The sequence below is a fragment of the Loigolactobacillus rennini DSM 20253 genome (assembly GCF_001436505.1).
Lineage (GTDB): Bacteria > Bacillota > Bacilli > Lactobacillales > Lactobacillaceae > Loigolactobacillus > Loigolactobacillus rennini.
Genome location: NZ_AYYI01000021.1, coordinates 56939 through 79145, shown reverse-complemented (window position 1 = coordinate 79145; position 22207 = coordinate 56939). Strand labels below are relative to the sequence as shown.

Annotated in this window: 18 protein-coding genes and 1 pseudogene; 13 read left to right on the top strand and 6 right to left on the bottom strand. The window is 43.4% G+C overall.

Translation table 11 applies throughout. From position 1 onward, the window contains the following. Nucleotides 1-82: 82 nt before the first annotated feature. Together FC24_RS03430 and FC24_RS03425 are read right to left on the bottom strand one after the other, a co-directional pair. Nucleotides 83-2731: a cation-translocating P-type ATPase gene (locus FC24_RS03430; protein ID WP_057873476.1), complete on the bottom strand. Its 2649-nt coding sequence runs from the start codon at nt 2729-2731 to the stop codon at nt 83-85. Between the two features lie 160 nt (nt 2732-2891). Further along, a pseudogene (locus tag FC24_RS03425) lies at nt 2892-3664 on the bottom strand (glucose 1-dehydrogenase). Between the two features lie 233 nt (nt 3665-3897). On the opposite strand from FC24_RS03425, the gene lepB reads away from it, so the two are divergent. The 5 genes from lepB (at nt 3898) to FC24_RS03400 (ending at nt 8440) form a co-directional block, all read left to right on the top strand. Beyond that, nucleotides 3898-4455, top strand: coding sequence for a signal peptidase I (gene lepB / locus FC24_RS03420; protein WP_057873475.1), 558 nt, complete (start codon nt 3898-3900; stop codon nt 4453-4455). 133 nt (nt 4456-4588) lie between these two features. Continuing rightward, nucleotides 4589-4894, top strand: a complete 306-nt coding sequence (locus tag FC24_RS03415) for an ArsR/SmtB family transcription factor (RefSeq protein WP_057873474.1) — start codon at nt 4589-4591, stop codon at nt 4892-4894. Nucleotides 4895-4914: 20 nt separating this feature from the next. Further along, a complete protein-coding gene (gene arsD, locus FC24_RS03410) occupies nt 4915-5268 on the top strand; it encodes an arsenite efflux transporter metallochaperone ArsD (RefSeq protein WP_057873473.1) in 354 nt (117 codons plus the stop codon). Between the two features lie 108 nt (nt 5269-5376). Next, nucleotides 5377-7104, top strand: coding sequence for an arsenical pump-driving ATPase (gene arsA, locus FC24_RS03405; protein ID WP_057873472.1), 1728 nt, complete (start codon nt 5377-5379; stop codon nt 7102-7104). Between the two features lie 40 nt (nt 7105-7144). Further along, entirely contained in the window at nt 7145-8440 is a 1296-nt protein-coding gene (locus tag FC24_RS03400; RefSeq protein WP_057873471.1) for an arsenic transporter, read from the top strand. 132 nt (nt 8441-8572) lie between these two features. Here the strand turns inward: FC24_RS03400 and FC24_RS03395 are convergent, their stop codons facing one another. The 3 genes from FC24_RS03395 to FC24_RS03385 all read right to left on the bottom strand — a co-directional run bounded on the left by FC24_RS03395 (nt 8573) and on the right by FC24_RS03385 (nt 12530). Then, on the bottom strand, nt 8573-11107 hold the full coding sequence (locus FC24_RS03395) for an ATP-binding cassette domain-containing protein (protein ID WP_057873470.1): 2535 nt from the start codon (nt 11105-11107) through the stop codon (nt 8573-8575). Nucleotides 11108-11251: 144 nt separating this feature from the next. After that, on the bottom strand, nt 11252-11641 hold the full coding sequence (locus FC24_RS03390; RefSeq protein WP_057873469.1) for a hypothetical protein: 390 nt from the start codon (nt 11639-11641) through the stop codon (nt 11252-11254). After that, complete coding sequence (locus FC24_RS03385) at nt 11625-12530, bottom strand: isoaspartyl peptidase/L-asparaginase (protein ID WP_057873468.1); 906 nt, start codon at nt 12528-12530, stop codon at nt 11625-11627. Before FC24_RS03385 ends, FC24_RS03390 begins: the two co-directional genes overlap by 17 nt. 410 nt (nt 12531-12940) lie before the next feature. Here FC24_RS03385 and FC24_RS03380 point away from each other — a divergent pair, with 410 nt between their 5' ends. Then, complete coding sequence (locus tag FC24_RS03380; protein ID WP_057873467.1) at nt 12941-13621, top strand: DUF6198 family protein; 681 nt, start codon at nt 12941-12943, stop codon at nt 13619-13621. Here FC24_RS03380 and FC24_RS03375 read toward each other — a convergent pair. Next, nucleotides 13602-14474, bottom strand: a complete 873-nt coding sequence (locus tag FC24_RS03375; RefSeq protein ID WP_057873466.1) for an NADP-dependent oxidoreductase — start codon at nt 14472-14474, stop codon at nt 13602-13604. The genes FC24_RS03380 and FC24_RS03375 overlap by 20 nt on opposite strands. 173 nt (nt 14475-14647) lie before the next feature. Between FC24_RS03375 and FC24_RS03370 the strand changes: the two genes are divergently transcribed. The 7 genes from FC24_RS03370 (at nt 14648) to apf (ending at nt 22019) form a co-directional block, all read left to right on the top strand. Beyond that, nucleotides 14648-15070 carry a hypothetical protein gene (locus FC24_RS03370; RefSeq protein WP_057873465.1) on the top strand — a complete coding sequence of 141 codons (423 nt, stop codon included), beginning with the start codon at nt 14648-14650 and terminating at the stop codon, nt 15068-15070. A 130-nt stretch (nt 15071-15200) separates the two neighbouring features. Beyond that, nucleotides 15201-15953, top strand: coding sequence for a class I SAM-dependent methyltransferase (locus tag FC24_RS03365; RefSeq protein WP_057873464.1), 753 nt, complete (start codon nt 15201-15203; stop codon nt 15951-15953). A 65-nt stretch (nt 15954-16018) separates the two neighbouring features. Then, nucleotides 16019-16348, top strand: a complete 330-nt coding sequence (locus FC24_RS03360) for a hypothetical protein (RefSeq protein WP_057873463.1) — start codon at nt 16019-16021, stop codon at nt 16346-16348. 99 nt (nt 16349-16447) lie between these two features. Continuing rightward, nucleotides 16448-16582 carry a hypothetical protein gene (locus FC24_RS11875; RefSeq protein WP_268872296.1) on the top strand — a complete coding sequence of 45 codons (135 nt, stop codon included), beginning with the start codon at nt 16448-16450 and terminating at the stop codon, nt 16580-16582. 135 nt (nt 16583-16717) lie between these two features. Then, entirely contained in the window at nt 16718-17836 is a 1119-nt protein-coding gene (locus tag FC24_RS03355; RefSeq protein ID WP_057873462.1) for an exonuclease SbcCD subunit D, read from the top strand. Further along, complete coding sequence (locus tag FC24_RS03350; protein ID WP_057873461.1) at nt 17836-20958, top strand: AAA family ATPase; 3123 nt, start codon at nt 17836-17838, stop codon at nt 20956-20958. The genes FC24_RS03355 and FC24_RS03350 overlap by 1 nt, the downstream gene beginning before the upstream one ends. Nucleotides 20959-21344: 386 nt before the next feature. Then, nucleotides 21345-22019 (top strand): aggregation-promoting factor, encoded by a 675-nt coding sequence (gene apf / locus FC24_RS03340; RefSeq protein ID WP_057873459.1) that lies wholly within the window; start codon nt 21345-21347, stop codon nt 22017-22019. Nucleotides 22020-22207: the final 188 nt, after the last annotated feature.

Below are 22207 nucleotides of genomic sequence, written 5' to 3'. Positions count from 1 at the left end.
TTTCGGTTGTTGTTCGGCAGCAAAAAAAGGGCACCAACAAAAGTATGACTTTTGTTGGTGCCTCTTTTTCTAGTTAGTGTGATTAATGACTAATTGTTTCATTTTGTTCTGCGCGTGCGGTGTTTACATTTTTTCGGTGGTGGCGAATGTGTTTAGCTAATTCTAAGCACAGTAGTGAACCAAGAATGGCTGGAATCACTAGTAGCCAAGCAATAGGTGGTAACGTGGTTAACGAAAATGCTATTTGTAAACCGGGAACAAATGTGACTAGCAACATTAGCGTAATGGAAATCGCCACACTGATGTTAATCGGCCGGTTATGTTTAATGTTTTGCCAGCTAAGTGGTCGGCGCACTTTAATCGCATAGACGTCAATTACAGAACCGATTGCGAGCACTAGAAAGGCCATGGTCATCCCTTGCAGTTTTGGTTCATTTGCACTGAGGACAAAACGGCCAAGGTAGTAAATGCCACCGACTAAAATGACATAAACTAATGCTCGTAGCGCCATCCGCCAGCCTAAGCCATCCGCAAAAAGGGAACGGTTTTTACTGACTGGGGGCTGGGCCATGTTGTCTGCATCTCCGGGTTCCGAGCCGATGTAGAAGCCAGGTAACCCGTCGGCGAGTACGTTGATCAGTAGTAGCTGTTCGGCAATAAAAATTGCACCCCAGCCTAAGCTGACACTAAAGAGCATCAAGAAGATTTGGGAGAAGTTGACACCTACTAAAAACTCAATCGCTTTTAAAATATTATGGTAAACGGTACGGCCTTCTTCGACTGCGTCTAGAATGGTCGCAAAATTATCGTCTGTTAAAATCATATCCGCGGCGTTTTTAGATACATCCGTACCAGTGATGCCCATGGCGATGCCTACGTCGGCTGCTTTTAGGGCTGGGGCATCATTGACCCCATCACCTGTCATGGCCACACTAGCGCCGTTTGCTTGCCAAGCGGCGACGATGCGTAATTTATCCTCCGGTGACACCCGGGCAAAAACACTGTAACGTTTGATTTGAGCCGCTAAAGTTTGATCATCTAGCTGCTGTAATTCAGCGCCGCTGATGGCATGATCGCCTGGGCGAAGAATGCCAATGTCTTTTGCAATTGCTTTAGCAGTGGCTAAATGGTCACCCGTAATCATCACCGGCTTAATCCCAGCGGCATGGGCTTTGGCAATCGCTGCTGGTACTTCTGGCCGTGGTGGGTCAATTAACCCGATTAAGCCCGTTAACGTCAACTGTTGTTCTAATTGTTCCCAGTTAAGCTCAGGTTTAGTGTCAAATTGCCGGTATGCAATGCCTAAAATCCGTAAAGCATCGTTAGCAAACTGATCATGAATCTGGCTGATTTTTGCTGGTTGGTTGGCTAATTGCAACCGGTCTAAGGCACCTTTAACGATTAGTAAATACTTACCGTCAGGCATTTGGTGCAAGGTTGCCATGGTTTTTTTGGTTGAGTCGAAGGGATTTTCAGCTAACCTAGGATAGGCTTGCTCTAACTCATTGCGGTGCAAACCATATTTGTCTAATAAACGGATGATCGCTAATTCAGTGGCGTCACCATGGGCAGTGCCATCTGCACTGACTTCAGCGTTAGTGGCCAAGCCCATGTAAGTAAAGGCTTGCTTTTGGGCTGAGGTGAGTTGTTTGAGTTGGTTAATGTCAGTGACAGGGGCTTCTGGTTGCCAGAAACGGGTGATGGTCATCTGATTTTGCGTCAACGTTCCGGTTTTATCACTGGCGATTACATTGACGTTACCGATGGTTTCAACGGCCGTCATCCGGCGGATAATCGCGCGTCGTTGAGCCATTTTACGGACGCCATTGGATAAGCTCAAGGTGACAATCACCGGCAGTGTTTCGGGTACCGCAGCAACAGCTAAAGAAACACCGATGAAAAGGCTGTCTGCCATAGCGCCATCATGAAAGAAGAAATTCAGGATGAAGATGCAGGCACCAGCGATTAATGCAATGGTGGTTAAACGAAAGGAAAGCTGGTCTAAACGTTGCTGCAATAAAGTCTTTTGCTTCTTGGTCTTATTGAGTAGGGTGGCAATTTTACCTAATTCGGTGGCCATTCCGGTAGTAGTGACTAGAAAGCTGCCATTGCCTTGTGTCACTGCAGTACCGGAGAAAACTAAGTTTAAATTATCGCCGATACTATCAGGCTCAGTAGCTAAAGGCGCGGTTTGTTTGCTGATGGGTTCACTTTCACCAGTTAAAATGGCTTCATCAACAGTTAAGTTCTGTGCGGTTAATAACCGGCCATCTGCAGGTACAGTGTTACCGGCTTTTAGCAGTACGATGTCACCGGGGACTAGGTCAGCCGCGGCAATGGTTGTTTTTGCACCATCGCGGAGCACGGTGACCATGGGAACGTGCATATCTTGTAAAGCAGCCAATGCTTTTTCAGCATGGCTTTCTTGAAAAAGGGTAATGGTGACGTTCAAAATGATGATTGCGCCAATCACAATGACTTTCAGCCATGAACTGTCAGTGGTAATCGCTAAGTAAGCTGCAATAGCAGTTGCAATCAATAAAATAATCGATGTCACATCTGTTAATTGGCGTAAAATTTTACGCCAGAGTGGTAAAGGGGGTGCTTCGGTTAATTCATTAGAACCTACTTTGGCCCGATTTTGTTTCACTTGAGTGGTGGTAAGGCCCGTTTTTGGATTAACGGCGTATTCTTGGCAAATGTCGTGACTGTTACGAGTGGCATAGGTCAATAAAAGGTCGCCTCCTTAATTTAGTTACTTTATTATTGTAACAGAAATGTAACATTCCAGTCAAAAGAAATGCTGGCATTTGACTAACTCGAAAAGTCAATAAAGCGCCAGCACATGCGATTTTGTTCGTTTAATGATAATTTTTTACTTTTAGTGATGATTAATTCATGTGTAAGCCACCATCCACCGCAATAGTTTGCCCGGTGATGTAGCTTGCCCGATCACTAGCCAAGAAACTCACAAGGTTAGCTGCGTCTTCTGGCTTTTCAATGCGATCCAGTGCAATCCGGTCATGAAATTGACGCAAAGCTGTTTTGCGTGCTGTTTGGTCTAATTTTTCCGTTTGCGCGTTGATGATATCCCACAATGGACTCTTCACAATTCCTGGAGAATAAGCGTTAACAGTAATGTGGTAAGGGGCTAATTCTTTGGCCGCAGCTTGAGTTAACCCGCGCACCGCAAATTTACTGGCGGAATACGCGCTCAATAATGGCATCCCTTCTAGCGAGCCCAATCCGGCAGCGTTGATAATTTTACCGCCAGTTTTTTGTTGTTTCATATAATGGGCAGCTAACTGAGTGCCAAACAAGACGCCTTTAACATTGACAGCCATTAATTCTTCTAGTTCTTTACCGCTGACCGCTTCTAATGGACCAACTTTGACAATTCCGGCATCGTTGACGACAACGTCAATTCGGCCGTGTTGGTCGTAAACTTGTTGCATCAATTCTGCGATGTCATGGCGGTACATCACATTGGCTTGGTAAGCTGCAGCTTGGTGGTTTTGTTGCTTAATTTCTTTAACCACCTGCTGTGCTGCTGCTAAAACGATATCAGAAGCAGCGACAAAAAACCATCAGCGGCTAATACTTTTGCGATGGCCCGGCCTATTCCTTGTCCAGCACCAGTAATCACGGCAACTTTTTCATTCATTACTCGACCCTCCAGTTATTTTGTCTTTAACCTTAGTATAGCATTGTCTAAAATAAAGCAGCAGCATTTATGTTATTAAGGCCGATAAAGCCAGAAACAGCGCTTGTCAAAGGCAGGCAAACTGGCTTATACTAGAGGTTAATTACGGAACGGTTAACGGTGTTGCTAGTGGGCCGCCGTTGATTTTTTTGCTCAGTTTAAGTTGACTAATTTAGGAATAGGAGTCACGTGCAATGAAAAAAGAAACTGCAAAATCCTGGCTGTGGTTAGTGCTGGATATTGTGATTGTAGTGGCAGTGGTCGTTGTTTTAAAAACATTTGTGATCGCCACCCACAATGTTAGCGGACCCTCGATGGCACCCAATTTTATGAATAATGATTATGTATTAGCTTGGCGTCATACTAGCCTGAAACGTGGTGATGTGGTGATTTTGCACGCGCCGGATAACGCGCTATACATTAAACGGATCATTGGTCTACCTGGCGATACCGTGACTTCTAAAGACGATGTGATGTACATCAATGGTAAAAAATATGATCAACCGTACTTAAAAGCATACGAAGAACAGTGGGCCAGTGATAATAATGGGCTATTCACCCAAAACTTTTCCTTGAAATCATTAGCGGCCACTAATCATGCTACTAAGGTTCCTAAAGATAGTTATTTTGTGATGGGGGATAACCGGCCCATTTCTAAAGATAGTCGGTTGATTGGTTTTGTCCCGCGGAGCAAAATTGAAGGCAAGATCATTTGGCGTTATTGGCCGTTAAATAAATGGTCGGTTTATTAATTTAACTAGAATAAGGCAGTCTCAGTAAAATGCTGGGACTGCCTTTTTTATTGCTAAAAAAGGTTGACTTCTAGTCCAATTGTTTGTATTCTTTACATAGATGGCTATCTATGTAAACGCTTCGAGGTGAAACATGAAGTACCAAAATTATTCTGATATGTTAAAAGCCATGGCAGAGCCCAACCGTTTAAAAATTATTGATCTTTTATCCTGTGGCTCTTTATGTGCTTGCGATATTTTAAAGCATTTTGATTTTTCACAGCCGACTTTATCCCACCACATGAAGATTCTTCAAAAAGCTGGGATTGTTAAGGCGAAGAAAACGGGCAAGTGGCAGCATTATTGGTTAGATCCTAATTTTATTACGACGTTTAAACAAAATACTGATTCATTATTGCGTGCGGATGCAGATTGTATCTGCCATCAGGCCCAAAATTAGGCTAAAGGAGTTGACGAGTCATGGAAATTACACTTTATGAACGCGCACTGTGCTGTTCAACTGGAGTCTGTGGACCAACGGTTGATCCGGAGTTACTGATGATTACGACAGCCTTTGAAACATTACAAAAAACAGCGGGTGTTACCGCAAAGCGGTTTAACCTCAGCCAAGATCCTAAAGCTTTCAGTCAAAATGAAGCCGTTTTAGCAGCAATCAAGGCCGATGGAGCTGAAGCATTACCGCTTACTTTAGTGGACCATAAAATTGTGAAAAAAGGGGCTTACCCATCACTTGCAGAATTATCCCAGCTAACCCATGTGTCTTTAGCACAAACTGAAACGGCTGGAACCAAGGATAATGGTGGGTGTTGTTAACAGGTTATTTGGGCTTATTTATGCTTAACCATGCATAAATGGCCTATCTTTTTGCTTTATACATAGATAGAGGTCTATGTAAGGGACAGTCAATTGGAGGCGAGTGACATGAAAAATTATTTTCCGCAGCGTTTAGCATTAACGCCCTATCTTTTCTTTACTGGTAAAGGTGGTGTGGGCAAGACCACGATTGCCAGTGCCACGGCAGTTAATTTGGCAACTGCTGGTAAACAAGTCATGCTAGTGTCAACTGATCCAGCCAGTAATCTGCAAGATGTTTTTCACACTGAACTAACCAATAAACCCCGCCAAATTTCGCAAATCGCTGGTTTGTGGGCAGCAAACTTCGATCCCGTCACTGCAGCGGCGGAATATAAGGAAAGTGTGGTTGCCCCTTACCGAAAATTATTACCGGAAGCAGCGATTGCGAACATGGAAGAACAATTATCCGGTTCTTGTACCGTTGAAGTGGCCGCTTTTAATGAATTTGCTCATTTTTTAACGGATCCGGACATCAAGCAGCAATTTGATTATATTATCTTTGATACGGCACCAACTGGGCATGCGTTAAGAATGTTGCAGTTACCAGCCGCGTGGAATCAATACTTAGATGAAAATACGCATGGGGCTTCTTGTTTAGGTCAATTAGCGGGTTTAGGTGATAAAAAAGCCATGTACCAGCAGGCAGTAGCGACTTTAAATCAAAGGCAATTAACCACTTTAATGTTGGTTTCTCGCCCTCAAAAAGCCGCCTTGGTAGAAACGGCACGGGCAGCGGTTGAATTGGCTAATACAGGAATTAAGCAGCAAATATTATTGCTAAATGGGGTGCTGCAAACGCCTAATGATCGGCCCTCACAAGCAATCTTTACACAACAACAGTCTGATCTTGCACAGATGCCAGCTAACCTGACTACATTACCTGCATATTCGATTCCTTTACGGCCATATAACATTGTTGGTATCACGCGATTAAAGCAAGTTTTACAGGAAAAACAGCCCACAATCAAGTTACAAAACACTACTATTAACGATTATCCAGATTTAACGTCCGTGATTGCTGATTTAAAGCAAAGCGGTAAACGGCTGATTTTCACCATGGGTAAAGGCGGTGTGGGCAAGACCACCGTTGCGGTAAAAATAGCTAAAGCTTTGGCGCAACAAGGTAAAGTGGTTCATCTAGCCACTACGGACCCGGCCGATCATTTAAACTTATTTCAGTTGGATGTTCCTGGCCTTAGTGTGAGTCACATTGACGAAAAACAGGTTTTACGAGACTATCAAAATCAAGTGCTAACACAAGCAAAGCAAACTATGGAAGCTGCTGATTTAGACTACATTGCAGAGGATTTACGGTCACCTTGTACGCAAGAAATTGCTGTGTTTAGAGCTTTTGCAGAAATGGTGGCCCAAAAAGATTGTGACGTGATGGTGATTGATACGGCGCCTACTGGGCATACGCTATTGCTACTAGATTCAACCCAGCGTTACGTCAAAGAGGTGGCACGAACTACTGGTGATGTACCGCCAGCCATTACTGAATTACTACCACGCTTACGGGACCAGACACAAACCGAAATTGTGATGGTGACATTGCCAGAAACGACCCCCGTTTATGAATCGTTGCGGTTAAAAGTAGATTTAAAGCGCGCGGGAATTGCCCATACTTGGTGGGTGGTTAACCAGAGCATGTTAGCGACAGCAACGACAAATGATTGTCTGCAAGCGCGGGCACAAAATGAAATCCCGTGGATTGAAAAGGTGCGCTCATTGTCTCAGCAACATTTTGCGGTTATCCCTTGGCAAAGTGATTTTGAGCAAACACAATTACGTTAAAAATAGTTTTAGATCAAAATAAAGGATTAGTGGAGGCATTATGCAAGTTTTTTGGGCAATTTTGATTTTCTTATTAACATTAGTTTTGGTGATTTGGCAGCCTAAAGGGTTGTCCATTGGTTGGTCTGCCATTGGCGGGGCTGTACTAGCTTTAATTTTTGGCGTAGTAACGCTTCATGACGTTGGCACGGTAACGGGTATCGTTTGGAATGCGACCTTGTCATTTGTGGCGATTATTTTGATTTCGTTGATTTTAGATGAAATTGGTTTCTTTGAGTGGGCAGCTTTACACATGGCCCGGTTAGCTAAAGGCAACGGGATTAAAATGTTTGTGTTAATTGCGGTGCTAGGGGCGATTGTCGCCGCTTTATTCGCCAATGATGGCGCAGCATTAATTTTAACGCCGATTGTTTTAGCCATGGTGCGGGCGTTAGATTTTGATGAGCGCAAAATTTTTCCCTTTGTGATTGCCAGTGGCTTCATCGCTGATGCCACCTCGCTGCCTTTAGTGGTTAGTAATTTAGTCAACATTGTGTCGGCTGATTTCTTTGGGATCACCTTTTCAGCTTATGCGCTGAAAATGTGGCTGCCAAACTTATTTTCATTAGTCGCAAGTATTAGTATTTTGTACTTCTATTTTAGAAAGGCGCTGCCAAAACACTATGACGCAACAAAGATTGCGCCTCCGAAAACAGCGATTAAAGACCCGGTGATGTTTAAAGTGGCTTGGGTTGTTTTAGCTGCGTTATTAGTGGGTTATTTCAGTAGCAGTTTCTTAAACATCCCAGTTTCGTTTATTGCATTAAGTATTGCGGCTATTTTCTTGTTGATCGGCCAGCGCAGTCAATTTGTGAACACTAAAGCGGTGATTAAAGGTGCGCCGTGGAACATTGTTTTCTTTTCCATCGGGATGTACGTCGTGGTTTATGGACTACAAAATGTTGGTTTAACCGTCTTATTGGCGCAAGTCATCAAGCATTTCGTCGCCGGGGGCCGTTTTGTTGCGACCATGGGGATGGGTTATTTGGCCGCATTCTTATCGTCAGCTATGAACAACATGCCAACGGTGATGATCAACGCCTTATCGATTAAAGAAGCTAATGTTAGCGGCTTGCTGCAGCAATCATTGGTTTACGCCAATATTATCGGTTCGGATTTAGGACCTAAGATCACGCCGATCGGTTCCTTAGCCACATTAGTTTGGTTACATGTTTTAGCACAAAAAAATGTCAAGATTGCTTGGGGAACTTACTTTAAGATTGGGATTACCATCACCATCCCAGTTTTATTTGTCACTTTATTGGGACTTTGGTTATCGTTGAGTTTCTTTGGCTAAAATGATTAGAAATGGCTATTAGCTTGAAGCTTAGGTTTTGAAAAGCAGTCAATTAGTAATTTTAACGATAAAAACGGGGACAACTCACTGATGTGAATTGTCCCCGTTTTTTAGTGTCGTAATTGATGCTAATTAAGCCTGGACGTTAAATTTTTGCGCGTGCGCTTTAAGGTATTGCAAGGTTAAACTAGGTGCTGGCTCAGTTTGAACTAAGTTTAATGGTTGGCCAGTTGCCATGACGCGGCCGCCAGCGGCACCACCTTTAGGGCCGAGATCGATTAAGTAGTCTGCATTGAGCATTAAATCTAAATCATGTGTAATGATAATGATGGTAGCACCTTTACTTTTAAGTTGATTCATCACACCTAGCAAAGTCTGAATGTCTTTTGGGTGTAAGCCAACGGAAGGTTCGTCAAAGACAAACAATGTGTTGGCTTGTTTTTTATTTAATTGGTTCACTAATTTTAACCGTTGGGCTTCACCACCAGATAAAGCCGGGGTGCTTTCGCCTAGATGTAAGTAGTTAAGGCCAATTTCATCTAGTAAGCGTAATTGCCGGTAGATGGCCGGCACTTTTTTGAAAATGGGTAACGCTTCTTTAACCGATAAGTCCAGTAAATCAACAATCGAATAGCCATTCCAGCGGATTTTTTGGATTTCTGGGTTAAAACGTTTGCCGTGACAGTATGGGCAGACTTCCACCATGTCAGGTAAATATTGAATGTCTAACGTGATGCTGCCGACACCGCCACAATGCGGGCAAGCGCCTTGTTTATTATTGTAAGAAAAATAGGCGATGCCGTAATGTTTCGCTTTGGCAGCTGGTAATTGCGCAAATAGGTGGCGCAGTTGATCCATAATGGTGGTGTAAGTGGCTAAAGTTGAGCGGGCATTTTTCCCCACCGGTTTTGAGTCCACACTCACAACATCGGTTAATTTGGTTTTTAATTGTTTGACCTGTGACGGGAGTCCTTCACCTTGTTTACGCTGCCGGATTGCTGGCACTAAACTGTCCAAAATTAGACTGGTTTTGCCAGCACCAGAAAAACCAGTGACAGTGGTGATTTGATTCCCCGGGATGGTGACATCAATGTTTTTTAAATTAAAATAACCGTCCACTTTTAATTGGGTCGTCATCGCGGCGCTTTGGGTTTTGACTTTGGTATGTAAAATATCCGCTGTTCCAGTCATAAAGGGACTGATTAGCGAATGTGGTGCCTTGGCTAATGATTTGGGAGTTCCTTGTGCAATGACTTGACCGCCAGCATCACCAGAGCCAGGGCCGATCTCAATCACCCAGTCAGCGGCGTTGATAATCGCGACTTCATGATCGACCACCACTAGTGAGTTGCCTTGTGCAATTAACGCGCGAAAAATATTGATTAACCCTTTGATGTTGTCAGGGTGTAAGCCAATGGAAGGCTCATCTAAAACATAAAGAACACCGGTAGTTTCAGTGCGCAATGTTTTGGCTAATTGAATTCGCTGTAATTCACCTGTCGATAATGTGTTGCCAGCTCGTCCTAAAGTTAAGTAATCTAAACCAAGTTCTAATAACGGTTTTAAATTGTCAGTTAGATTTTGAAACAAAACTTGGGCCATGTTGTGCATGTCAGCTGGTAAAGTGCGCATGGTTTCTTTTTGCCAAGTTGGTAAATCCCCTAACGTCAAGGCACTGACCTGGGCAATGTTTTTCTCACCCACTAATTGGGAGAGTAAGTCGGGATTTAGCCGGGAGCCGTGGCACACTGGACAAGTTGAAAAGTGGAAGAAACGGTTGATTTTTTTGATGGAACGTTCACTTTTAGAAGTTTTTAATGAGTCTAACACTGCGGCGTGGGCGTTCTCGTATAATGCTTTATCAGCATGGAACACTCGGCCGGTAGAGGTGTGGAAGTCCACATGGTACTGCTTTTTTTCGCCGTACAAGACTAAGTGCTTTTCTTTGGCAGATAAGTCTTTATAAGGCACATCAATGCGAACGCCCATGCTAGCGGCGATGGTGGGCATAAAATTACGCCCTGGTAAATGCCAGGAAGCAACGGCGCCTTCTGCCAGAGATTTGTTCTCATCACCAATTAATTTGGCTTCATCTAACTCGCGAACTTGGCCGGTACCGTGGCATTTTGGACAAGCACCACCAGCGTTAAACGCAAAATCTTCTGCGGAATGAGCCATAAATTGGACACCACAAACCGGGCAAGTCAGCATGCCCATACCGCTATCTGGTTGATTAGGCAAATCCATCGCTTGGGCAATTTTTAAACTAGGTGGCAAGCGGTGACCGTTGGGACAGACTACCGACCCTAAGCGGGAAAAAATAAGCCGCACCACGTTGTAAATTTCACTCATCGATCCCACTGTAGAACGTTCAGAAGGGACATTAGGCCGTTGTTTTAAAGCAATTGCAGAAGGAATGTGCCGGACTTCTTGTACGTTAGAACGTTTGTTTTGACTAATTCGGCGTCGTGTATAGGTTGAGAGTGCATCTAAATAGCGCCGGGAACCTTCGGCATATAAAATGCCCATCGCTAATGAACTTTTACCTGAACCAGACAAGCCCGAAATAGCAACAAATTGATTCAGCGGAATGTCGACATCAATATTTTTTAAATTATGAACATTTCCGCCCCGAACTTCAATGTGATCGATTTTTTGAGTTGGCATAGGTCATAACCAGTCCTTCCTCAGTTTTTGGTCAATGTGTCTAGTGTAAGTCTCTGCAGTGATTTATGCTACTGAAGTGCTGTGAAAATGATGCGGTCGCGCAAAAAAGCCACAACTTTCAATTTGAAAGTCGTGGCTTACATCTTAACTCATAATCGTCAGGTGATAGTCTAAAGGCTGTTGACTAGCTAAAATAACCAAACGCTGTGAAGCCAGTCGCTTTAAAGCAACTTGGTGGTTTTGCCACCCATATTGCCAGCTGAAACCAGTCGGTTCAACAGTTACTTTTAATTTAGGGTGTAAACTAGGAAATAATAACCAAGTTTGCTGCAGTGATTTGCTTTGGAGCTGTAAGTGGTGGTGAGCCGCGTTAACGATTAATTTGACGGGCACTTGGCGTTGATTATCCGTTGGTAAATATAATGTTGGACACTGTCGGGCGCTAAATTGCAACGTTAACTGAAATGTTGCCGGTGCTGGCGCCAGTAAAATTCGTTCCGCACCACAAAGATAGCCGCTAAACGTTTTTTTCATCGATAACGGTGGTATTGTTTTTACCGCGTTCAGCTTTGAAAATCGTCGGTGCTAACTGATCGGTAGCCACAACAAACGTAAATGCGGTGTTGGTAGCTACTCCCCAATCACCTTTTTTATCTAAGGCGATGACGGATACGGCGCCAATGTGGCCACTACGCTGATATAAAGCATCGACAAATGGGTAAACCACTTGGTTGCAAGCTTCTTGGGGTGTCGCACCATTGCGGATCAGTTCATTAATCCGAATGGGCAACATGCCTTTCATCAAATCTTCACCTAAACCTGTGGTCACCACACCAGCCACCTGATTATCACAGTAGAAACCAGCGCCAGGCAGTGGTGCATCGCCAACCCGTCCTTTAGCTTTCATGAAAATACCAGTGGTTGAAGTGCCAGTGTGCAACCGCCCGCGGTAATCTAAACTAATTGCCGAAACTGTGTCGTGCGTGTTTAAGACATCGTGCCGGGTCGCGTTTTTACGGACTTGTTTGCCCCAATAACGCTGCATATCGGTGGTGAGCATGTTCTTACCAGTAAAGCCATGCCGTTGGGCGTAATCATCGGCACCGCTGCCCACTAAGAAATTGTTGAGTTGTTCGTGGGATAAATTGCGGGCAATCGCGATGGGGTGGGCAAAATCGTGTAAAGCAGCGACTGCACCAATACTTAAAGTGTCACCGTTCATAAATGCGGCATCCATTTCGACGGTGCCTTCTGCATTCGGTAAGCCACCATAGCCGACACTTTTGAAAGCCGGATTGCTTTCTACATCTTCAATGGCCGTTTGAATGGCATCGCCGCTGGGCCGACCACTATCTAATTGTTCTGCAGCTTTAGCAACGCCACTTAGGCTCATTTGCCAAGTTGAAATAATTCCCCATGTCATGATGACTTCCTCCTTGCAACAATTGCTTGTTGACGATTGAATTTAAACACGTGCTGCTGAAGCAGCCAATAGATTAGGCAGTCGTAGCTGTTTTTGCCCAGGTTCGAGCGCTAAAATGTAATCATCCTTAATCCCTAAAGTATAGCGCACATTGAGCTGTAGCTGAATTAGCTGTCCTAAATAATTGTAAATCGGTAAGTTTTGGTTTGTAGCGATTCTCAGTTCCTTCCGATTAACTACTTTAATTGTACTGAATATTGTTTAAAAAAACAGCGATTTAGCCACTAAATCTGATTACAGTTTGGTAACATTTTATTTTGGCAGTATACTGACTCGTAGGATGACTTTAATTGAAAATTTGTTAAATTGAAACCAAATCAAGTAAAGATGACATTAAAAAGGAGAATGAAATGGCTGTTAAAAAGTTAACTGTCGGGCAACAAATTTTTTACCTGACTTTTTCAGTGTTGATTAATGCATTAGGTAACGCGTTCACAGTGATTTTGAATTTAGGTAGTGCCTTGTGGACGGCTGCAGCGGTAAATTTAATTTATGTGATTCCGATTTCCTTAACTTTAGTGTTAGTCATGGAAGGTGTCTTTGGCATCATAGCAAATATCTGCATGTTGCGCGAAGTTGATTTACGTCGTATTGCGGGTAATTTGTTGTTTATGCTGCCGTTTAGTTATTTAGTGGGCTTTTTTACCACGCTGTTACGGCCAGTTCATTTAACGCATTTACCCTTAATTGCCCAAATCATCCTAGATTTATTTGGTGTGGTGCTAATTGGCGTTGCAATTTCAATTTATCAACGGGTAAACCTTATTTTACACCCACTTGATGATATGATGCAGATTATGCGCTTTAAGTATTTGCGTGGCAATGCAGTTAAAGCACAACTGGCCGCTTATACACCGCCGATTATTGTGATTGTGGTGTTAGTATTACTGACGCACCAAATTCATGCGGTCAATATTGGGACTATTTTTGCTTTACTGTTTCAAGGCACCATTGTCGGTTACGCTGATGTTTGGATTTTTCCTAGTTTAAAGCATCAACGGCTTAATAGTATTAATCAGCAATCACGTTAACGACGATTTTCCCGGTTTCAGGCCCAGCTTCAACTAAACGTTGTGCGGTAATTAAACCTAATTCGGAAAAAGGTAATTGGCGTTTAATGGTGAGGGCTAATTTTTCATGACTGAGTAAGTCGACTAAATGCTGTAATTCTGTGCCATCCGCTTGGGGGCAAAAGGCAGATCCGGCCGCAAAATAAGTACCGTCTGGCCTTAAAAAATCACGGTTGTTTAACGGTGGTACAGCTAAGTCTAAAATGGCGGCAAATTTTTGTTGGATAGTAGCGGTGCTTTCATAAATTTGGACACCGGTTTGTTTTAAAGCTTTAGCGTCGTGGGGAGCGATCAGAGTTACCTGTGCACCGATTCCAACGGCTAATTGCGTTGCCAATTGCCCAGTACAGGTGGCTGCGGCGGTGATCAGAAGCTGCTCGCCTTGATAAACGGCCAAGTGGGTAACAATGGCTTGCCAAGCAGTTAAGCCGGCACTGGGCAAGGCTGCTGCCGAAGAAAAAGAAACGTTTTTAGGTTTATAGGCTAAGTGCGCCGCTTCTACGGCAACGTATTCTGCTGCAGCACCTGGCGTGGTCAAAGGCAAATGTGCTAAAACAGCATCGCCAACAAGAAAATCAGTGACCTGTTCTCCCACCGCAATGATTTCGCCCGCTAAATCCCAACCACTGGTTAAAGGAAATTCAGCGTTGATTTTACCCTTTAACTGGCCGGTTCGTAGTGACACGTCTAATTGACTAACTGAAAATGCATGAACTTTAACCAGAACTTGAGTGGCGCTGATTGCTGGCTTGGACCGTTTCTGAATGGTTAAAGCTTTAGCGCTACCAAACTGATTAATTGTCATTACTTGCATGAAATGATCTTCCTTTACCAGTGAGATTTACTCTCATTATGATACAACTCCTAGTTCCTGTCCAAGAAACGATTGTCTCTTAGCGCTTTTATTAGCATACAGCATTTTTATTGCGACCCCTATTATTTAATGCTAGATTGAATGAATTAATTAAATAATAAGGAGACATTAAGATGACGCAAATCGACTTACAACGGCGCTATTTACAATGTGTGACTTTTATGATTACGAAATTAAAGATGTACGTTCAAGGTTTTCGTGATTATTACCAACACTATCAGGCGTTGCCAACTGGAAAAGCAGCGGATGCTGAACGTCAAGCACTAGCAGTCAATTTTCAACGTAGCTTGATGAATTTTAAAAAGTTGATTCACCGGTTTCAAGCATTAGAAGTACCGGTTCAATATCAGCAGCAACATAAACTGTTAGTCTCACTATACCAAACTTATGTCACTAGTTTGACCACATTGGCAGCAGCATTGACGGATCAAAAAGAAACAGCCAGTGTTGAAGCCTTACAACAGCGGTGTCAACAAAGCTTAGTCCAGATTAGAACTGGCTTAACTACTGCCTATCAGTTGAAGCAAGCATTTTAGGTGGCTTTAGTCACTGTTTGTCTAGTGATCCAAGCAATCTAATGTTGAGTAGGCGACGCTGAATCGATTACGGTATATTATAAAAAGCAATGTGTGATATTAATTAGCGACAGAAAGTGTGAAGATTTAAATGAATAACCAACAAATCGCTGCTTTTTGGAATGAATTTGCACCAGATTATGTGGCGGCGCAAAATGAATCACGTTTGGTCATTACCACTGATTTAACCGCTTATTTGTGCCAACAGCAAATCCTGCCACACGCCCAAGTGTTAGATGTTGGTGGGGGCGCAGGACGCTTTGCGTTACCATTTGCCCACGTTGCCCAGCAGGTTATCATCAATGATATTTCACGGCGCATGTTAGCTTATGCGCAGCAGAAAATAAAAGCGGCTAAGTTAACCAATGTGACAGTTAACTTAGGTGCATGGCAGCAACTTGCGCTTAAACCGCGCGCCCAAGTGGTGTTTGCCAGTATGCTCCCTTTAGAACCCGCTGCAGTGGCTGCTTTCAGTCGCTTAGCAACAAAATATGCGGTGTTAAATCGTGCGGTGGTTCATCACGATAGTTTGACAGCAGAGATTCAAAAATTACTGACCATAACGCCAGAATATGATCCAACTGACGATGCAGCGATTTTTACAGCTTATCAGCAAGTCGTTCGGCAATTGGGCTTTCAACCGTGGCAGAAGCAGTTTACTTATCAGTTAACAGAAGCAGTGACACCTGAAATGTTGCGTGCTGAGTGGTTAGATCAATTAAATTGGCGGCAGCAGCTGCGTTTTAATCAGTGGTTGCAACAAAAATTTGCTGGCCGCACACAGATAGTGGCAAAACAACGTTATGTCTTTAAGACGCTACTTTGGCGGTTGGATTCGAGGTAGCTTATTTAGCGTTAGACAGCTATAATGAGGGATAAAGTAGCGATAAAAATGGTGAGGTGTCGAGGATGATAACGGTATTTGACGTATTGAAAATGGTAACCATCAATCACGTGCCAGTGGACGTGCAGCAAATTGTGATGACTGACAAAACAGGGAAACCCAACAGTGTTTTAACAGATTTACTGTCAGATGTACTGGGTAAGATCCGCATTTTCATTGATTTACAAACCATGACCACAACAACGCAAGTAATTGATGAACTGCATCAATTTACACCGTTACCAGCAGATGTATTAGATGAGTACCAAAAAATATTACAACAACCCATCAGCAGTATAAACTTTGCTCCCCACAAAAGCCAAATAGAACTAGTATATGACGAAAGAGTGGTTTAACAAGCGCTTAGCTGTTGAGTATTAGCCTAAAATCGGGGCTATTTGCGAAGCAAATGGTTCCGATTTGTAGCTACTATTCCGCAAAAAAGGGAGATTTTCGTGCCGAAAATCTTTCATGCTACAGACGTTGACCATTCAACTATGGCGCAAACCGCCGAGTTGAAGCATGGCAAACGGAAACAGCTGCTTGTTAAACCACGTTTACGGCAGCGATTAACTAGTAAGTACCAGTAATTGGTCATAAAATGTGATTATAATTAATTTTAATCGGGTATGAGGTTAACTATTACGATGATGGTTAACCTCATTTTAAGTGACCTTGACAAACGTATGTTTCCCTAGGTATGGTAACGTCATGGAGGTGTTGGCATGCGCTTTTTGCACACAGCAGATTGGCATATTGGCAAAAAATTGCACGCGTATTCATTACAAGCAGAACAAGAAGCTGCTTTTCAACAGATTTTAAAATTAGCCCAGCAGTACCAAGTCGATGCGGTGGTAGTGGCTGGTGATATTTATGACCGCGCATTACCTAACGAGCAGGCAGTTGCCGCAGTTAACCGGATGCTACAGACGATTAATTTAAAGGCAAAATTACCCTTATTAGTGATTTCAGGAAATCACGATAGCGCCATTCGCCTAGATACAGGCCGGCCTTGGTTTAAGGCGACACAGTTTTATTTACATACAAAATTAGCGCAAGCATTTACCCCAATTGAAATTAAAAAGACACAATTCTTTTTACTGCCCTATTTTGAGCCGTTTGCAGCTCGTGAATATTTTGCAGATCCTAAAATTCACACAATTGCTCAAGCTATGCCAAAAATTGTACAGACGATGCAAGCGCAATTTGCACCAGACAAGCAACAGGTGTTAGTGGCTCACTTCTTTGCGGCAGGGAGTCAGAAAAGTGATTCTGAAACTGCATTAACTGTTGGCGGCTTAGATGCCGTGCCGCTAACTGCTTTGCAAAAGTTTGATTACGTTGCGTTAGGGCATTTACACAATCAAACGGCACTGCATGAACCACGGATTAAATATAGCGGCTCCCCACTAAAGTTTTCAGTTTCAGAGGCTAATCAGCAAAAAGGCGTCTGGTTAGTGGACACGGATCCGTTTCAAACGCAGTTTCTGCCTTTAACGCCGAAACGTGATTTGCAAGAACTGACGGCAAGTTTTGCGGAACTGACGACACCGGCCTTTTATAACAAGCAAGACCGCGACGCTTACTTAGCGATTAATTTAACGGACACCAAAGTGATTCCCAACGTGATGCAAACATTACGGCAAATCTATCCGCACATCATTAGCTTAACCCGTAAAAATGGGCGGGATGTTGCGCCGACGCAGGTAAAAAAGATTCGCCGCTTAGCCCCAGAAGCGTTGCTGAGTGACTTTTTCAAAGAGACTACTGGGCAGGCTTTAACTACGCAGCAAGAAAAATGGGCGACTAGCGCATTAAAAGCAGCACGAAAGGAGGACAAATAATGCGACCATTAAAGCTGACCATGACAAATTTTGGACCTTATGCGCAGGAAACAGTGGATTTTACTCGTTTTGACAGTTTACCCTTATTTTTAATCAGTGGTAAAACTGGCAGCGGAAAAACGACCATTTTTGATGCTTTATGCTACAGCTTGTTTGGTGAAACTTCTGGGCGAGAACGTGATGGTAAAATGTTGCGTTCTGATTTTGCTGCTCCTGGCGAGTTAACACAAGTTGAATTGCACTTTGCCCACGGCCAACGCCAATATGTGGTTACGCGCCAGCCAGACCAATTAGTGCCAAAAAAGCGCGGAAAGGGTTATCGCAATCATCCGGCTAAAGTGACTTTACAAGTTTATGCAGCTGAAAAAGAAGTTGATGAACTCACTAAAGTAACGAAAGTCAATCAATACATCAAAGCGCTGCTACATTTGGATGCTGATCAATTTGCACAAATCGTGTTGTTACCTCAGGGTGAATTCCGCAAATTTTTAATGTCCGATAGTAATCATAAAGAAAAAGTGCTGCGCCATTTGTTTGGCACTCAGATTTATGCAAATTGGGCTCAGCAGCTTAAAAAGCAACGGCAAACGGCAGCTGCGGCTTTGACCAAGGCAAATCAACAAGTCAATGCCACTTTGCAGCAAGCACACTGGACGGCAGCCTATCAAACCGCCGCGACGGCGGCTAACCCTAATGATGTCGTCGCTGCATTGCACCAACAACTTACCGAGCTAAAAACACAATTGGCAACAGCAAAGGATCGCTGGCAACAAGCACAAACAGATGAACAAAGGCAACGGGATGCTTTAACCCAGGCCCAACAACAGGCCAAGTGGCTGGTTGAACAAGCTCAAAAGCAAGCAACTTTAGCAGAACTAACTGCCAAACAGCCAGAAATGACGGCGTTACAAAAAGAAATTAGTGCATTGGAATGGGCGCAAAGCTGTCATGCACTGGTCCAACGTTATCAGCAAACTACGCAACAGCAGCAAACGCTAACTGAAAATTTAGCAAGATTGCAGGCCAAACAAACGCCATTACAGCAAACTGCCAAAAAAGCGCAAGCTCAATTAACCGCCCTGCAGCAACAAGCACCTGCACAGACTAAACGGCAAACGCAACTACAGCATGAGCAGCAATTATTGCCGCTGTACCAAGAGCTGACGCAATTGAAAACCCAAGCCCAGCGAGCTGAGCAAACAGTGGCGCAAGCAACAGCGCAACAGCAGCAATTAGTTGCTGCCCAGTCAAAACTGACACAGCAGCGACAGCAATTAGAAAAAAAGCTGTCTCAGGCGTCGCAAGTCAGCCGTCAGTTGTCGCAGTTAACACAACAACAGCAAACGCAACAGCAGCTACAAAAACAGGTGCAGGACTTACAACAGCAAGATGAGCAACTCACTGCACAAGCAGCAGCACTTAGCCAACAACAGGCCCAACTAGAAAAGTTAAATCAACAACGGGCAATCAAGAAACAAGCTTATTTGCAAATAAAAAGTGATTGGGCAGCGACGCAAATTGCCCGGTTACAACAAGACTTACTGCCCGGACAACCTTGTCCCGTTTGTGGGGCAACCACCCACCCGCTGACGGCAGTAAAAGCAGTAGCACCAGTCAGCGAAAAGGACTACCAAAGAGCAGAACAGCAATGGCAACAAGCTGAGGCAGCCGCCGCTAATTTGGCAGGACAAGTTGCTAGTACGGTAAAAACATTGCACACACAGCGACAAACTTGGCAGCAAGCTTGCACAGCTTTAGCTCGGCAAGCCGAGTTAGCTGCAACAACATCGATCACGGCAGTGGCCGCTCAAATTGCCCAGCAAAGTCAGCAAACGCAAACTGATTTGAAGCGGGCACAAGCAGCACAAGCAAACATTGAAAGTGCTCAGGAGCAGTTGACACAAGTAAACGTTGAATTGACGACTAACGAACAACACCGAATCAAGCAGCAAACCCAAATGCAGCAAGCACAACAGCAACAGTATGAAATCAAAGCGCAGCAACAATCCAAGCAAGCACAATTGCCAGCAGCTTATCCTGATGAAGCTGCGTTGCAACAGCATTTAAAGACATTGCAGCAAGCGATTACCACTGCAGAGCAAGCCATGGCGGCTGCAACTCAGCAACAACAGCAAACAGCCAATGCAGTTTTGGTCAACCAAACAGAGATTAAGGATCAAACACAACAATTAGTATTGATTAAACAAACATTGCAACAATTGCGCACTAAACGGGACCAAAAACTACAAACAGCAGGAAAAACTTGGACACAACTGCTGCAATTATTGGCCGCCTTACCGCAATTGGCTGCTAAGCGACAACAGTTGACGCAGTATCATGAACAATTAGTTCAAGTTAAAGCACAATTACAAAGTTTGCGACAACGGTTAACTGTGACCCAACAACCTGATTTGGCCGCTTTGAAACAGCAATTGGCCCAAGTAACAGCGGTACTGCGGCAACGAGAAAAAGCCTACTACCAATTAAAGGCTGATTGTCAACAAAATCAACAAGTCTTGACTCAAGCCACCCAGCAGCTGACTGGTATTCAACAACAATTAGCTGCGTTAAGTGAATTAACGCAGTTAGCTGAAGTGGCAAATGGTGATGGCACGCAAAAATTAAGTTTAGAACGTTACGTTTTACAGACCTATTTAAAGGAAGTTTTACAAGTTGCCAATCAACGCTTAAGTGAATTAACTCAGGGACGTTACCAATTTCAATTAAGAACTAAAGGTGGCAGCTACCGGACAGATACTGGGTTAGAAATCGATGTTTATGATGACAATTGTGGTGCTGTCCGTAGCGTCCATACGTTATCAGGTGGTGAAAGTTTCATTGCGGCGTTGACCTTGGCACTTGCTTTAGGTGAAGTAATTCAACAAGAAGCAGGTGGCATTGAAATTGACGCACTGTTTATTGATGAAGGTTTTGGTTCTTTAGACGAAGATGCACTGGAAACTGCATTGGATGCGCTCGAAACGGTAGAAAATCAGCACCGGATAATTGGAATTATCAGCCATGTTAAAGAATTGCAAGAACGAATCCCTGATCAACTACAGGTCAAAACGACTGGAAGCGGTCAAAGTCATGTCCACTATCAATTAGGATTTGGTGCTTAAACTAGCAATTTTCTGAAAAAATAAAGGAAATTTCGTAAAAAATAGCTTTTCTAATTGAATTTTAATCTTAAAAATAAAAAAATTTTGCCAATTTAAGGCAAAAAACGTGATTTTTGTAATCTCAAATAGATTGATGTCATCCCCAGCAAAATAAGAACATACGATCGTTACGTCAAAATCGTGTTGCAAAAAATTACAACGACGTGACAATATTGCGTAAAAATCATTTTCTGTAACGATTTAGGTATTTGTTTGTTACAGGCAGTTGCTATAATCATCACCGTTGATTAAGTCAACAACATTTCATGTCGAGGTTCATTTTATTAACAAGCAAATAGACAAATCATTTAGGAGTGATTTTTATTTTATTAAGTAATCGTATCAAGATGTTGGTTTTATCTACTGTCGGTGCAGCTAGTTTATTCGTTGGTGGTATTGCACAAGCAAGTGCTGCAACTGTAACTGCACAAGCAGGTGACACCGTATCGAAAATTGCTAATGAAAATGGCGTTTCGATTACTGCCTTTGAACAAGTTAATGGTATTAATGCAAATACGCACATGATTTTTGCTGGCCATACCTATACTTTACCTGGTGGTGCACAGCAACACACAACAGCTACACAACCAGCTGCACAAACCACACAGACGGCGCCACAGGCACAACAAACAACAACTAATACGCAACAAGCTTCTCAAGCTGCAACGGCGCAGCAAGCAGCGCAACAGACACAAACGACACAGGCAGCCTCAACGCAGCAAAGTACGCAGCAGCCACAAGCCGCAGCATCACAACAACAAACACAAGCGGCAACAACTAACAGCAATAATGCATCAAGCTCAGACGAAGCAGCAAAAGCTTGGATTGCTAACAAGGAATCTGGCGGCAGCTACTCTGCTAACAACGGCCAATATGTTGGTAAATATCAATTGAGTGCTTCTTATTTAAATGGTGATTACTCAGCATCTAACCAAGAAAAAGCGGCTAACAACTATGTGACATCACGTTATGGTTCATGGTCAGCTGCTAAGACTTTCTGGCAGACAAACGGCTGGTACTAAGTCGCTGAATTAATCTAACTAAATGTTGAAATAGATAATGATTTAAACGGACAAGTCGGCGGACTTGTTCGTTTTTTTATTCTAAAAATTCTAACAGTCATTGACCACATCATTAGCATTTAAATTGATGTTACTGCTTGCCTCCTTTCTAGGCAAGCTTTATGCAACGTGGCGCACATCAAGTTTAA